The sequence below is a fragment of the Pseudomonas sp. SDO5215_S409 genome (assembly GCF_054071325.1).
Map to the genome: position 1 here is coordinate 218,796 of NZ_JBSVWN010000001.1, position 15,598 is coordinate 234,393.

A 15,598-nucleotide genomic window follows, 5' to 3' on the forward strand; every position below is an offset into this window, starting at 1 on the left:
TCATCACGTAGGAAAAATGAATTAGCCGGTGCAGAGTACCAGTCTTTACCCGTAAGATTAATGCCGGTCATTGTTCTTGTATGACCGTTCTCGTCAAGTTTGCTGACCCCGCCAGGACACAAGATGAACCGTAACGACCTGCGTCGTGTCGACCTGAACCTGCTGATCGTATTCGAAACCCTGATGCACGAGCGCAGCGTGACCCGTGCTGCCGAAAAACTGTTTCTCGGCCAGCCCGCGATCAGCGCGGCGTTGTCGCGCCTGCGCGGTTTGTTCGACGACCCGCTGTTCGTGCGCACCGGGCGCAGCATGGAACCCTCGGCCCGTGCCGTGGAAATCTTCGCCCTGCTCTCCCCGGCCCTGGACTCGATCTCCACCGCCGTCAGCCGCGCGTCCGAGTTCGATCCGGCCACCAGCACGGCGGTATTTCGCGTTGGCCTGTCGGACGAAGTCGAATTCGCCCTGCTGCCCCTGCTGCTCAAACGCCTGCGCGCCGAAGCGCCCGGCATCGTGCTGGTGGTGCGCCGCGTGAACTACCTGTTGATGCCCAACCTGCTGGCGTCTGGCGAAATCTCCATCGGCGTGAGCTACACCACCGACCTGCCCGCCAACGCCAAGCGCAAAGTCCTGCGCCGCAGCAAACCCATGCTACTGCGCGCCGACAGCATGCCGGGCGCCATGAGCCTGGACGACTTCTGCGCCCGCCCTCACGCCCTGGTGTCATTTGCCGGGGACTTGAGCGGGTTTCTGGATGAAGAACTGGAAAAACTGGGACGCAAACGCCACGTAGTGCTGGCCGTGCCGCAGTTCAACGGGCTGGGCACGTTGCTGGCGGGCACTGATATTGTCGCCACCGTGCCGGATTACGCCGCAGAGGTGCTAACGGCCGCGGGCGGGTTGCGGGCTGAAGATCCGCCATTGCCGGTGAGGACGTTCGAGCTGCATATGGCGTGGCGTGGATCCCAGGACAATGATCCGGGAGAGCGGTGGTTGCGGTCGCGGATTCAGATGTTTTTTGGGGATCCGGATAGCTTGTAACAAGCAGCGCTACCCTCACGCAAGCACCGATGGGCATTCCATGACCCGCAAAGCCTACCCCTCCCCCCATGCGTCAGCCGCATTCTGAAAACAAGAGGATCCAATAGAATGAGTCAAGAAATACGGTTAGGGATTATCAGTGCTTTGGCCGAAGAGCAGCAGGGCCTGATTGAAGTCATGGACGCGGTACACACCACCACACACGGCATGCGCGATTACACCTCGGGGCGCCTGTGGAATATTGATGCCGTGTGTGTGTTGTCTCGTATCGGCAAAGTCGCCGCCGCGACCACGGCGACCCTCCTGGTGGAAAAATTTGGGGTGACCCACATTGTATTTACAGGTGTCGCGGGCAGCGGCAGTCATGACGTGGCGGTCGGTGACATCGTGGTGGCCGACACACTCGTGCAACACGACATGGACGCACGGCCACTGTTCCCGCGTTTTGAAGTGCCGTTGACGGGCGTGGCGTTTTTTAACAGTCATGCGCTGCTGAGTGACCAGTTGGCTAGCGCCGCCCAGCACTTTATCGAGCATGACCTCACCACGGCAGTCGATGAACGTGAAGTGCTGGAGTTTTCCTTGACCCGCCCACAGCTGCACCGGGGGTTGATTGGAAGTGGCGATCAGTTCATCGCCAGTCGCAGCCAGCTCGCGGGTATCAAGGAAGCCTTACCGGATTTGCTCGCGCTGGAGATGGAAGGCGGCGCGGTGGCCCAGGTCTGTTTTGAACTGGAACTGCCTTTTGCCATCATGCGTTCCATTTCCGATAACGCCAACGACGACGCTGCGACGGATTTTGGCCGCTTCGTCAACTCAGTCGCCTCAAAATATGCGTTTGGTGTAGTGCGTCGCCTGTGCGAAATACTGTCTAAATCGTAACGGACTGCCCTCGCCCTCGTAGGCATTTTCTTGCCTTGAACACTCGATGTGTCGGGTTGATTTCAAGGGAGGGATCAAAATGATACGAGCGGCGAGCGCTGCAGCACGCAGTCAACTTCACGACTATTGGTCTGTACGTCTGCATAAGTGCCTGATCGGCATGGATAATTGGCGTCACCCCACTTTATGCGCCGGCAGACGAAGCCATTAAAAGTGTATAAGCCTGTTGCTTTTCCTACTAAAAAATCAAGTACGCGCGTGATCCGCGCACAGTGCGCCCACTATTAAACTGGCATAGTTTTTATACTTATCCATAAAATATGAATCTCTCCACCGCCAATAAATATCCATATTTATTGCAATAATCTTGCCCAACCACCCTTACCCGCCCCCATTCAACTCAACGCACTTCCCGCCCCCTCATTTCACCCAAAAAAATGACCGACGATTCCGGGACACCCCCTAAAACAGGGGGGTATCGTCTGCCCTTCACTTATTGTGAAATGCACTTCGCTCAAAGGAGAGCGTGCAAAAAGTTTAAACTTTCATCATGGAAAAGTCGTCCACAAGGAGTGCCTATGCACGTCATAATCACCGCAATCGGCTCGGCCGGAGATGTGCATCCTTTTGTCGGTATTGGGCGAACACTTCTCGCCCGTGGCCACCGCGTAAGTTTTTGTACCAGTGCTGCCTTTGCCTCACTAATAGAACGCAATGGCTTTAACTTTCTACCGCTAGGGACGGTTGAGGAATACAACGCGCTCATGGCAGATCCTGAGTTATGGAACCCCAAAACGTCGCTTAAAAGTTTATGGTCCGCGGTGGCAAGCCTGTTGCGCGAACAGTACGCGTGCCTGGAAAACGCCTGCGATGACCAAACCGTCCTGTTGGGTTCCTTGTGGGCGTTTTCTGCGCGTTTGCTGCACGAGAAAAAAGGCGTTCCGTTGATCACGGCGCAAGTCTCGCCTTATGGTTTCTGGTCCTCGTTCGCGCCCTCCACCAACGCACCCGGTACAAACCTGCCGGATTTCGTGCCCTATCCCGTACGGCGCTTGCTACTCAACTTCGTTGAACGGGCGCACCTGGATCGGACGATAGCGCCTGCCTTGAACGAATTCCGGGCGCAGCTGGGGCTCGCGCCGGTCAAACACATCATCAGCCGATGGATTTGCTCCCCGGGCCAGGCCTTGGGTTTATTCCCCGACTGGTTCGCCCCGGTACAACGTGACTGGCCTGCCGGCACCCTGTTGACCGGGTTTCCATTGTTCGATGACCCCGAGGCCCATGAGCCAGACATCCCACTCGAGCGCTTCTTGAGTGAAGCGCCGCCCGTTGTGTTTACCCCGGGCTCTACATTGGTCGATGCCGATCAGTATTTTGCCGCCGCCGCCCAGGCACTCAAGTTGACCCGTCGGCGAGGCCTGTTCCTGACGAGCCAGCCGGTCGACCCGGCGCTACTGGCCGATGGCACCATTCTGGTCCGTCGCTACGTTCCGTTGAGCAGCATCCTGGCGCGCTGCGCGGCCCTGGTGCACCACGGTGGCATCGGGACCCTGGCCCTGGCCATCGCCGCCGCAATCCCGCAGGTCGCCACGCCTTTTGCCCATGACCAATTCGATAACGCCGCCCGCATGGTGCGCTTGGGCTGCGGGGTGCAGGTCTTTGCGCCGCTGACCGGCGAATCCTTGGCGGCGGCGCTGGAGACAGCACTCAACAGCGACGACATTCGCGCCAATTGCCAGCGCTACCAAACCCGGATTTCCCACGGTCAATCGGCCGGCGAGACAGTCGCCCAACGGCTTGAGGCCCTCGTTCGACCGGCCACGGGCGCCCCCAAAAGCCGGTTAGCGGCCGCGCACTGATTGCCCGAATAAAGCCCGCCTTTTTGCCTCCTCACGCCTTCAACAAAGCGACTCCCGGAGAACAGTGATGACTCAGATTCCCGACGTATCGAGCGCCCACCGCACCCTTCACCCCCTCACGGCGCCACAGCTGGACATCTGGCTGGATCAATCTCTGCACGAGCAGCTTCCGCTCTACAACATCGGCGGCTACCTACGCATCCAAGGGCCCGTGGACGTAGACCGGCTTCAAGCCGCTCTCGATAAAACAGTGGCGCAACACGATGCATTGCGCACCCGGCTGGTCCCCGGTTCGTCCGAGCACCCGTTGCCGCGCCAGTTCTTTTTAGAGTCGGCCCATTTGCCGCTGGTGTTTTGCGATGTATCGGCAAACGATGACCCCGAGCGCGCCGCCTTGGCGTTCATGGAGCGCGACCTTCAAACCCCTTTTTCCTTCGATGGGCCATTGCTGTTACGCGTAAGCCTGGTCAAGGTTCAGGACAACCTCCATTTCCTGCTGTTCAACGGGCATCACCTGGTCGTCGATGGCTGGGCGCTGGCCCTCATCACCCGTGGGGTGGGCCAGGCCTACACGCAGGGCCCGGGCGCCGAAACCCCAGTAGCGCCGTCTTTCCAGGCGTATGTGCAACAGGAGCGCAGCTACACAACGTCCTCTTCTTTTGCGCATCAGCGCCAGTACTGGTTGGACAAGTACCGCGTCCCGCCAGAGCCCTTGCTTTCGCCTCGTCTGCGGCGCGAGTCCGGCCAGGCGCCAGCCCCGAGCCAAAACCATGCCTGGCGCCTTCCACGCGCGCTGTTCGATCGACTTGGCGACCTGGCGGCAGAGTCGGCGAAGGCCACGATTTTTCATGTGATGCTCGGCGCGTTTTACAGCTACTTCGCGCGACTGACCCAACGTGATGACCTGGTGGTGGGCATACCGCTGCTCAATCGGGCCAATGCGGCGCAAAAGGCCACGGTCGGCGCGTTCGCCAGCATGAGCGCCGTGCGCCTGAACCTTGGCACCGACCTGAGTTTTAGCGAACTGGTCGGCGAGATCGCCCTGACGCTCAAAAAAGATTACCGCCATCAGCGTTACCCCTTGAGTGAGCTGAGCCGCGAGCTCGCCGCCGAGGGTCTGGCACGCAGGCAATTGTTCGACCTGGCGGTGTCCTACGAGACCGACCACGACACCTACTACGGCCAGGCCCTGGGCACGCCGTTCAAGCTCAGCAATGGCTACGAACAGCGGCCGCTGGCGCTGCACGTTCGCCAGACCGGCCCCCAGGAGGACGTGTGGCTGCACCTGATTTACAACGAAGCCTACTTTGACGCCCACGACATCCAGACGCTGCAACATCGCCTGACCCACATCCTGCAAACGGTGGCGCTGGACTTTGACGCGCCGTGCGATGCACTGCCGCTGATGTCGCCAGCAGAACAACAGCGCCTTGAGCACTGGAACAGCACCGACGTCGACTACGACCCCACGCTGTTGCTGCACCGTTTGATCGAGGCGCAGGTGGAGGCGCATCCCGACGCCATCGCCGTGCAGTTCGAAGGCCAGACGCTGACCTACGACCAACTCAACCGCCACGCCAACCAGGTGGCCCATGCGCTGCTCGAGCTGGGCGTGGTGCCCGATGACCGGGTCGCCATCTGCCTGGAACGCAGCCTGGAGATGGTCACAGGCCTGCTGGGCATCCTGAAGGCCGGCGCCGCCTACGTGCCCATGGACCCCCAATACCCCGCCGACCGTCTGGCCTACATGCTGGACAACAGCGCCCCGTGCGCGTTGCTGACCACCCAGGCGCTGCTGGCCCGCCTGCCCGCCGTTACGGCGCCGGTGATACGCGTGGACGCTGACAGGGCGCGCCTGGCCCGCCAACCCGAGCACAACCCCGACCCGCTCGCACTGGGCCTGACCGCCCGGCACCTGGCGTATGTGATCTACACCTCCGGGTCCACCGGGCAACCCAAAGGCGTGATGAACCAGCACGACGGCGTGGTCAACCGGCTGCTCTGGGCGCAACAGGCCTACGGGATCGACGAACACAGCCGCATCCTGCAAAAGACGCCGTTCAGCTTTGATGTCTCCGTGTGGGAGTTTTTCCTGCCGCTGCTCAGCGGTGCGCGCCTGGTCGTCGCCAGCGTGGACGGCCATCGTGACCCGGACTACTTGATGAGCATCATGGCGAGCGCCGGTATCAGCGTGCTGCACTTCGTGCCATCGATGCTGCAGCTGTTCCTGGACAAGGCCGAGCAGTTGCACCTGCCCGACCTCAAGCAAGTGCTGTGCAGCGGCGAAGCCTTGCCCCCTGCGCTGCAAGCGCGGTTCTTTGCCCGCCTGCCCGACGTGCAGTTGCACAACCTGTATGGCCCGACCGAAGCGGCCATCGACGTTTCGGCCTGGCATTGCCAACCCGACCTGCATGACGGCGTGGTGCCGATCGGCAAGCCGATTGCCAATATCCAACTGCATATCCTCGACAGCCGCCTGCAACCGCTGCCCGTGGGCAGCGTCGGTGAAATCCACATCGGCGGCATCGGCGTGGCGCGGGGCTACTTGAACCGCCCGGACCTGACCGCCGAGCGGTTTATCCATGCACCGTTTCAACAGGGCGCCAAGGCGCGGCTCTACAAGACCGGCGACCTGGGCCGCTGGCTCCATGACGGCAGCATCGAGTACCTGGGTCGCACCGACTTCCAGGTAAAAATCCGTGGACTGCGCATCGAACTGTCCGAAATCGAAGCGCACCTGAACGCGATGGACCCGGTCAAGGACGTGGTGGTCGTCGCCCGTCACGACGCGCAAGGCGACGCGTACCTGGGCGCCTACATGCTGGCCCACCCGGGCTACACCGTATCGCCCCCGGCGTTGCTCGAAGCCCTGGCGCTGCACGTGCCCGACTACATGGTGCCCAAGTACCTGATGGTGCTGGAGCAGTTCCCGCTGAATGTGAACGGCAAACTCGACCGCGCCGCGCTACCGGCACCGCTCGCAGCGCCCGCCAACCCGCATGCCACCGCGCCCCGCTCGCCCCTAGAGCAAGCGCTGGCCGCGCTCTGGCGAAGCAACCTCAACCTGGCAACGCTGGGCATTCACGACAACTACTTCCGGCTGGGCGGCGACTCGCTCAAGGTCATTCACCTGCAAGTCAAGGCGCGTGAACAAGGCATCGCCCTCACGCTGGCCCAGCTGTATCAGCACCCCACCATCGCCCGGCTGGCCCACAGCATCCAGACCTCGGGCCCGGTCATACAGTCGCCGTCCGTGGCCCATGCGCTGCCCTTTGTGCATGTCGATGAATCCGTCCGCCTGGCCAGCGCCGGGCTGTTCGACGACGTGTTCCCCGCCTCGCAACTGCAGGTGGGGATGATTTACCACTCGATGATGCACCCAGGCTCTGCCCTCTATCACGACATCTTCCGCTACCACCTGCGCCTGCGCTGGGACGCCAAGGCCTGGGACCTGGCAGTGGCCGCACTGGTGCGCCGCCACCCGGCCTTGCGCATGTCGTTCGACACCAGCCACGTCGACGTGCCCATGGCGCGGGTGCACACCACCGCGCAGCCACAGACCCATGTCACGGATGTCTCTGCGCTGAGCCCCGAGGCCCGCGCGCAGTTGGTCGACGACTACATGCAAGCGTGCCAAGCGCAGCACCTGGACTGGCAACAGGCGCCGCTCTACACCTTTGCGGTGTTCGCGGGGGCCGATGAGATCGAGCTGGTGCTCAGCTTTCACCACGCCATCCTCGATGGCTGGAGCGTGGCCACCCTGATGCGTGAACTGGTGGTGTTGTATCGCACGGGAGATGCCGATGCCCTGGCGCCCTTGGTGACGACACCGGCCGACTTCATCACCCTCGAACTGGACGCCCTCACCCGCCAGGAACACAGCCGGTTCTGGCTGGACTACCTGCAATCGCCGCCGGTTTCTTCACTGCTCAACTGGACCCCGGCCCTCGCCCCGGACACCCAGGCCCATCGCTCGGCCTACCGCGAAATACCCGCCGCCGAGGCCGCACAGCTCGAAGCCTTCTGCCTGGCGCACGATTTACCGTTGCGCGCCGTACTGCTCACCGCCCACTGCTTTGCGCAGGCAATCCTGGCCAACGAGCAAGAAGTGCTGTGTGGCGTCATCAGCCATGGCCGTCCGGAGTTCGAAGACGCCGCCGCTGTGCTGGGGCTGTTTCTCAACACCTTGGCGCTGCGCTTTCAACGGCACGCTGCGAGCTGGCTGGACCTGATCGGCACGCTGATGGAGCACGAGCAGCAGGTGGCGGCCCACCGTCGTTACCCCTTTGCGCTGATCCATCGCGAGACGGGCGCCAGCGTGAACGTGGTGTTCAACTACGTCGACTTCTACATCCTCGACGACCTGCGGGTGGCGGGCGAAGAGATCCTGATCGGCTGGGACACCCTGGAAGCCAGCAACTACGACTTGCTGACCACCGCAGGCCGTCACCCGTTCAACGGCTCGCTGATGTTGAAAATGGACTACAGCACCGCGCGGGTGGCGACCCGCCAGGTCGAAACCTACGCGCAGTACCTGTTGCAGACGCTTGAATGGATGATGGCCGACCCGCACGCCGCGCCCCACACACCGCGGCTGCTGCCCGCCCCGCCCCAGGCGCACGTTTACCCGGCAGGCCCGCATGCCCATGACAACATTTCGAGCGTGCTACTCGACAGCTTTGCCCGTCACGCCGACCTTCCGGCGCTCGGTCAGCTGTCATACCGCCAACTGGCAGACGCCAGCGCCCAACTGGCACATTGGCTGCACCGGCAAGGCATCGGCCAGGGTCATCGCGTGGCGTTGATGCTGCCCCGCGCCGACCTGCTGATCGTGGCCATGCTGGGCGTGGTGCAGGCCGGTGCCACCTACGTACCGATTGACTTGAGCTACCCGGCACACCGCGCTCAGCAGATCCTCACCGACGCCCAGCCGCGGCTCGTGCTGTTTGCCGACGAATCGGCCCTGCACCTGCAAACCCACGCCGAGCAACGCCCGTGGCACAGCGTGGTCGCCGAATTCGAACCAGACTTGACGCCCTGCCACCGCCTGGTCGCGACGCTTGCGCGCCAGATCGCCAGCAGCGACGACGTTTACGTGCTGTACACCTCCGGCTCCACCGGACGCCCAAAAGGCGTGGCCATGCCCCATCAGGCGCTGACCAACCTGATTGCCTGGCAAAACCGTCGCTATCACGTCGAGGCCGGTGCGACCAGGACGCTGCAATATTCACCGATTTCATTCGACGTCTCGTTCCAGGAAATCCTCTCGGCGCTGGCGTCCGGCGCCGAGTTGGTGATGATCGATGAAACTTTGCGCTACGACTTTGTGCGCCTGCTCAAATTCATCGACGCGCGGGCCATCAACGCCCTCTTTCTGCCCTACGTTGCCCTGCAAGGACTGGCGGAAGTCGCGGTGCAATTGGGCATCTACCCCGCGTCACTGCAGCGGATTCACGTGGCGGGCGAGCAACTGAAAATCACCGCCGAGATTCGCGGCTTCCTCGCCCACCTCCAACCGTGCAGCGTCGACAACCACTACGGCCCGACGGAAGCCCACGTGGTCAGCGCCTGCCTGCTGGACGGCGACTCGGCCCGCTGGCCGACACTGCCGCCCATCGGCCTGCCCATCGACGGGGTGCGCCTGCATGTGCTGGATGCGGCGGGCAAGCCCTGCCCGGTGGGCGTGTGCGGCGACCTGCTGATTGAAGGCGTGTGCCTGGCCAACGGCTATTGGAACCAGCCGGCGCTGACAGATGAACGGTTTTGCGAGCAGCCGCTCGCAGGCGTCCCGACGCGCCTGTACAAGACCGGCGACATCGCCTACGCCCTGCCCTCCGGCGACCTCGTCTACCAGGGCCGCAGCGATGTGCAAGTGAAAATCCGGGGTTATCGGGTGGAGCTCGGGGAGATCGAAGTCGCGCTCCTGGCGGCCCAGCACGGCGGCGCCGCCCTCCAGCAGGCAGCGGTGATCGACAAGTCGGGCAGTGACGGCGCACGTTACCTGGTCGGGTTTGTCGAGGCCGCCGTCGGACAGGAACCCGACCTTGAGCGGCTCAAGGCCGAGCTGCGCCTCGCGCTGCCGGAGTACATGGTGCCAACCACGCTGGTGACCATTGCGCGTATTCCCGTAGGGCCCACCGGCAAAATCGACCGCAAGGCCTTGCAGGCAATCGAAGTGCAGCAGGTTTCCCTGCGGCCATTCACCGCCCCTGGCAACCCGCGCGAGACCCTGTTGCAGACCTATTGGCAGGACATCCTCGGCACGGGGCCCATCAGCATTCACGACAATTTCTTCGAGATGGGTGGCAACTCGCTGAAAGCGGTGCGGCTGATCGCGATGCTGGCCAAGCAGCAAGGCCTGGAGTTGCCGCTGTCGGACTTTATCCAGGCCCCGACCATCGCCGAGTTTGCCGAGGTCTGGCGCCTCTGCGAGACAGGACAGCATTCAGCCGGCGCGCTGGTGGACTTCAAAAATGCGCCCGGCGCACCCAAGTTGTTCCTGGTGCACCCTATCGGCGGGCACGTCTTGTGTTATGCCGCCCTGGCGCAGTCGCTCCAGCAACAGGTTCATCTGTATGGCTTGCAAGCCACCGGCACGTGGGACAGCCGTGAACCCCTGGCCTCGGTGCAGGCCCAGGCCGACCACTACGCCGACGCCATCGAACGCGCCGCACCCGAGGGGCCACTGCACATTGGCGGTTGGTCCTACGGTGGGTTTGTCGCTTACGCCCTGGCCCGCACGCTGGAGCAACGTGGGCGGCAGGTAAGCAACGTGTTCCTGCTGGACACCATCATGCGGATCGGGCAAGGCACGGTGCAGGTCGAGCGGTCTGACTTCATGAACTGGTTCATGTGGGAACTGCTCAGCGGCGACGGGCAAAAAGCGTACGCCCACCAGGAGCTGGACTTCAGCGGCCTGAGCGAACCCGAGGCCTTCGCCGCGATCCGCGAACGTGGCATCGCGCTGGGCAGTTTCGACGCGCACATGAGCGCGCAGGCGCTGTTGCAGCTGTACAAGGTGTTCGCCGCCAACTGGCACGCGCTGATGGCCTATGAGTTCACGCCCCTGGCACTGCCACTGACGCTCTTTGCCGCAGAACTTGAACTGCCTGAAGTCCTGCGGGCACCCCATACGCAAGTGGGCACGGCGTTTCGCGACCCTTACCGAGGCTGGCAGGCCATCTCACCGCAGGTCGAGCGTATCGCGGTCCAGGGCGACCATTTGACGATGATGCGCACGCCAAACATCGAAGGGGTCGGCGCGGTCATCCACGCCAAAATCACGACACAAACGGTGAACCACAGCCTGTCCGCCGACGCGGCGGCCTGATCACCCACGGCCCGCCCATCGCAGGCGGGCTCCATTGCCTGTTCATCCAGGCTTGATAACGGAATGTCTTATGAAAGAGTCCAAGAAAGCGATCGTCGTGGGTGCCGGTATCGGCGGCCTCACCGCCGCCATTGCCTTGCAGCGCGCCGGTTGGCAGGTGCAGGTGTTCGAGTCGGCACCGTCACTGCGCGACACCGGCACCGGGTTGTCGATCATGTCCAATGCCATGGCCGCCCTGCATTCGATCGATGCCCATGGCCCGGTGCAACAGGCCGGCCAGGCGATCCGGCAGTTTTTCTTCAAGAAACACAACGGCACCCCCATCGCCAGCATGCCCATCCACGCCATTGGCGAAGAACTGGGGCACCCCAACGTGAACATCCAGCGGCCGCTGCTGTTGCGCGCCCTGGCCGGTCAATTGGCCGCGGGGACGCTGCTGACCGGCGTACGTTGCACCGGGTACACCCAGCGACCGGACGGGGTGCAGGTCACGTTTGAGGATGGCAGCACACACACCGCCGACCTGTTGATCGGCGCCGATGGCCTGAACTCGGTGATCCGCGAACAGATGCTGGGCCAGACGCCGATCTGCTCGTCGGGCTACATCGCCTGGCTCGCGGTGACACCGTTGAGCCACGCCCAGGTCACCGAAGGGTACGTGGCGCATTACTGGGGGCGCGGCAAGCGCTTTGGGATCTGTGATGTCGGCGATGGCCACACCTATTGGTGGGGCACCCGCAACCAGGCTGACCCGGAGAAAGCCGCGCTGCACAGCAGCAAGCAGGAAGTACTGGCCAGCTACTCCGGCTGGGCGCCGGAAGTACTGGCAGCCATCGAAGCCACACCGGACAGCGCGATCTTGAAAGTACACGCCCGCGATCGCGACCCGGTCGAGCAATTCTGCGAAGGCCACGTGGTCCTGCTGGGAGACGCCGCCCACCCCATGCTGCCGAGCCTGGGCCAGGGCGCCGCCCAAGCCATCGAAGACGCGGTGGTATTGGCCGAACACCTCAAACGCACACCTGCCATCCAGCAGGCCCTGCTCGATTACCAGGCCTCGCGACACCCTCGGGCCAATGAAGTGGTCAAGGCCGCACGGTTCATGAGTGGTGTCGAACAGGCCGAATCAAGGTTCACCTGCTGGTTGCGCGAGTGGTATCTGCGCCTTACGCCACAAAGCACTTGGCGCAAGAAAAACCTTGAGTTGCTGTCGTTCAAGTTGCCTTGATCGAGCGGGCCCGTTTGGTTGATACAACGTGGGAGGTGGCCTGTGGAGGAAGGCGCTTCTCACGGGCGTCACTTCAAGGCCGGGGTCGACAGACGGGTGACCACTACAACTGACAAGAGACGTTCAAATCGCAAGCAGAAATAACGAAAGCGGCTCTCTCCAGCGCAAAGCACATCTCGCTTTGTTCATGGGGTTAGGCGCTATCGATACGGCACTGGATCAGGTGCACGACATTCTCCAGCAGCGCCAATAACCTGCCGACCCGGCCATCACGCTCAGAAAGTGCTGCGTTCCACCTGGACAATGTTTGGCCAATACCCCAGCCCCGGCACCGTGCCGTAAAACCGTAACGCCATCCGTGCAGGTCTCGACACGCTCGGGCAACACCCCAGCGCAAATACAAACGTACCCTCCTCCCACTGCCAGAACCGCCAACCCTGCGCCGCCCCCACCGGCAGCGCAGCGGACGCAAAGCCGATCTGCCCCGGCACGCTCAAATCAAACGAAAAGCTGTCCAGTGCAATCGAAAGCCCTTGGCCGCGGGCCTTGATATAAGCCTCCTTCAAGGTCCAGAAGTTAAGAAACACCGACGCTTGCGCTGCCCTCGGCAGGCTGTAGAGGTAGCGCACTTCATCGGCGGAAAAAAACCGGTCGGCCAGGTCTACGTCCACGCTCCGTTCACGCGTTTCCACGTCCACGCCCACGCTGTCTTCCCGCGTCAACGCCAGCACCACGCGGCCTTCGGTATGGGACAGGTTGAACGCCGGTGCCACCTGGGGCCCCACGACGCACGGTTTACCCCAGGCATTGGTGGTGAACCGCCATTGCCCCGGCGTAACGCCGGGTACGTAGTGGGACAAGGTAGAGCGCAGCAGCGCCCGGGTCACCAGGTACTGGTGGCGATGGCGCTCAAACACGAAGCGGCCCATGCGCTCGACTTCCTCGGCGCACAGCCAGGTGTGGTACAGCGCCAACAGCGCCCGGTCATCGATGCGTTGATCGCGGGCGCTCCACACATGGATTTCCCCAGGCTCCAGCAGTACGCCGGGCGTCACAACGCCCCCAGGCACAGCAAGTCCTTGTTGGCGATATGCCGCTCGGACGGGTAGCCAAAGGCATTGTTGATGTAGGTCACGCCGTCCAGCGTGACCCGTCGGTTGAGGTGGCTGTGCCCGTAAATGTGGGTCTGCGCGCCCAGCCGTCGCACTTGCTGTTCCAAGCGGGTCGTGCCCAGCACCGGGTACAGGTAGTGATACTGCGCGGGCACCCCGCGCGGCATCAGGTCGATGCGCGGCAAAAAGTGCGAGAACGACACGATGTGCTGCGCCCCCCGGGTGTCCGGCAACGGGTTGAGCTGATCGAACATCCGGCTCACCGCGTCGTCATCCTGGCCGTCCCACTGGCACGCCTTGAAGTCCATCCAGTTGGCCCGCAACGTCTCGTTCACCGGCCCGAACGAGTAGTCGTACCACCCCATCAGCGGCACGATCAACGTGCCGCCGACCCGCGCGGCCCGGGTGTGCACCCCGGCATCGTGGCAGGCCTGGTTGACCGTGCGGTACTTGTCGAACGATGAGCGCAGGTCTGAACGAATCACCCATAAATCATGGTTGCCCGGCACAAAAAACACTTGGGCAAAACGCTGGCGCAACTGCTCGAGGCTGGCCCTGAGCAGGCCGATTTCATCGGCGACGTCACCGGCCACGATCAGGGTGTCATCCACATAGTCGGCGCGCGACAGCTGTTCAAGCCATTTCCAGTTCTCCGGGTGGTCGGTGTGCAGATCTGACACGGTAAATAGCCGCATTGGGTTACCTGGTAAACACGCATTAAAAACAACCTGCCCTCACACCGTTTCGGCGTGAGGCACCGGCACGTCCTGCTCTGCACGGGCGCGCAGGCGGATTTTCAGGTTGTCGGGCACCGCCGAGGTGGTGAACACGTCCTTGACCTGGTCCTTGTCGATCAGCTCCAGGTCGAAGTACTTGACCAGCATCGCCACGGCCACTTTCAGCTCGACGTTGGCCAACGGCGCGCCCGGGCACGAGCGCGGGCCGTGGCCAAACGGGAATTGCTTCAAGCGCGCTTCCTTGGCCCGCTCCTCGTCCAGCCAGCGCTCCACGTCAAACACCGAGTCTTGCTCCAGGTCTTTCAAGCCGTCGACCCGGGTCAGGGCAAAGATCTTGGTGCCCTGCGCCAGTTCGATGTCATCGACCACCGTGTCTTCCAGCGCTTCGAGCAACAGCGCAGGCACCGTGGACTTGATCCGGAAGGTTTCCTCGATCACCGCCTCCGTCAGCGGCAGATCGGCCAGGGTGTGATAGTCGAGTTGCTCCAGGTCCAGGTGCGCCACTTCACGGCGCAGCTTGGCTTGCAGCACCGGGTCCTGGCCCAGGAAGTAACACAGCCAGGCGAGCATCGCCGCCGTGGTGCCTTCGCTGCCCAGGATCAGAATCATCATGTTGGCGAACAGCTCGTCGTCGGTGAGTGCGCTGTCTTCGGCGTCCACCGCTTCAAGCATGGTGTGCAGCACGCAGTGGGCGCCCATGTCTTCCTGGCGCTGCATGCGCTCGCGGGTGTCGCGGGCGATGCCGATCACCATGTTCTTGAGGTCGTCCATGGAGCGGTCGAAGCGGTGGTCCGACGGCAACTTCACCACGCGCCAGTACGGCACCACCGCCTGCATGCGCTTGTTGATGGTGTTGACCACATCATGAAAGGTGTGCAGCGACTGGCTGTCGTTGTTTTCCAGGCTCTTGAGGTCAAAACCGAACACCAGCAGGCAGCTCACGTCCACCGAGAACCTGCGCAAATCGTCGCGCACATCCAGCGCCTCGCCCGCGCTGGCCCGCAAGCGATCGCGCAGTTTCAAGGCGGTCTGGGCGATCTGCGGGGTGAAGGCCACCAGGCTGCGCTTGGAAAACGCCGGCATGATCAAGCGCCGCTGCCGCTTCCACGCCTCGCCCTCGTCGGTGAACAGGCTGCTGAAGCCCACCTCGTCGAACAGCTTGGCCATCTCTTTCATGCGCCGGAACTTCGAAGGCCGGTGCTTGAGGATGTAACGCACCTGCTCGGGATTGCTGAACACCACAAAATGCATATTGGCCATTTGCAAGCGAAACGGCTCGTGATGAAAGTCCCGCGCCCATTGCTCCAGCGACAGGTGCAACGCGGTCTTGTCCAACTGGTGCAAGTTGCCCAGCAACGGCAGGCCGCGACGTTTAGGTAGATCCTTGAGCGTTTTCATATCCATTGACC

Annotated in this window: 8 protein-coding genes; 5 read left to right on the forward strand and 3 right to left on the reverse strand. The window is 62.6% G+C overall.

Annotated features, from left to right (window positions below; translation table 11 throughout):
* The first annotated feature begins 123 nt into the window (after positions 1 to 123).
* The 5 genes from ACW9H9_RS00690 to ACW9H9_RS00710 all read left to right on the forward strand — a co-directional run bounded on the left by ACW9H9_RS00690 (position 124) and on the right by ACW9H9_RS00710 (position 12,340).
* A complete protein-coding gene (locus ACW9H9_RS00690) occupies positions 124 to 1,038 on the forward strand; it encodes a LysR family transcriptional regulator (RefSeq protein WP_457340961.1) in 915 nt (304 codons plus the stop codon).
* Positions 1,039 to 1,146: 108 nt separating this feature from the next.
* Positions 1,147 to 1,920, forward strand: a complete 774-nt coding sequence (locus ACW9H9_RS00695) for a 5'-methylthioadenosine/adenosylhomocysteine nucleosidase (RefSeq protein WP_457340960.1) — start codon at positions 1,147 to 1,149, stop codon at positions 1,918 to 1,920.
* A gap of 578 nt (positions 1,921 to 2,498) precedes the next feature.
* Entirely contained in the window at positions 2,499 to 3,782 is a 1,284-nt protein-coding gene (locus ACW9H9_RS00700; RefSeq protein ID WP_457370518.1) for a glycosyltransferase, read from the forward strand.
* 67 nt (positions 3,783 to 3,849) lie between these two features.
* Positions 3,850 to 11,112 carry an amino acid adenylation domain-containing protein gene (locus ACW9H9_RS00705; protein ID WP_457340958.1) on the forward strand — a complete coding sequence of 2,421 codons (7,263 nt, stop codon included), beginning with the start codon at positions 3,850 to 3,852 and terminating at the stop codon, positions 11,110 to 11,112.
* 70 nt (positions 11,113 to 11,182) lie between these two features.
* A complete protein-coding gene (locus ACW9H9_RS00710) occupies positions 11,183 to 12,340 on the forward strand; it encodes an FAD-dependent monooxygenase (RefSeq protein WP_457340957.1) in 1,158 nt (385 codons plus the stop codon).
* Positions 12,341 to 12,615: 275 nt separating this feature from the next.
* Here the strand turns inward: ACW9H9_RS00710 and ACW9H9_RS00715 are convergent, their stop codons facing one another.
* Genes ACW9H9_RS00715 through ACW9H9_RS00725 form a run of 3 tightly spaced genes read right to left on the reverse strand, consistent with a single transcriptional unit; the run spans position 12,616 to position 15,587 of the window.
* Positions 12,616 to 13,410 carry a 4'-phosphopantetheinyl transferase family protein gene (locus ACW9H9_RS00715; RefSeq protein WP_457340956.1) on the reverse strand — a complete coding sequence of 265 codons (795 nt, stop codon included), beginning with the start codon at positions 13,408 to 13,410 and terminating at the stop codon, positions 12,616 to 12,618.
* A complete protein-coding gene (locus ACW9H9_RS00720) occupies positions 13,392 to 14,147 on the reverse strand; it encodes a metallophosphoesterase (protein ID WP_457340955.1) in 756 nt (251 codons plus the stop codon). The genes ACW9H9_RS00715 and ACW9H9_RS00720 overlap by 19 nt, the downstream gene beginning before the upstream one ends.
* A 39-nt stretch (positions 14,148 to 14,186) precedes the next feature.
* Positions 14,187 to 15,587, reverse strand: a complete 1,401-nt coding sequence (locus tag ACW9H9_RS00725; protein WP_457340954.1) for a cytochrome P450 — start codon at positions 15,585 to 15,587, stop codon at positions 14,187 to 14,189.
* Between the last annotated feature and the right edge of the window lie 11 nt (positions 15,588 to 15,598).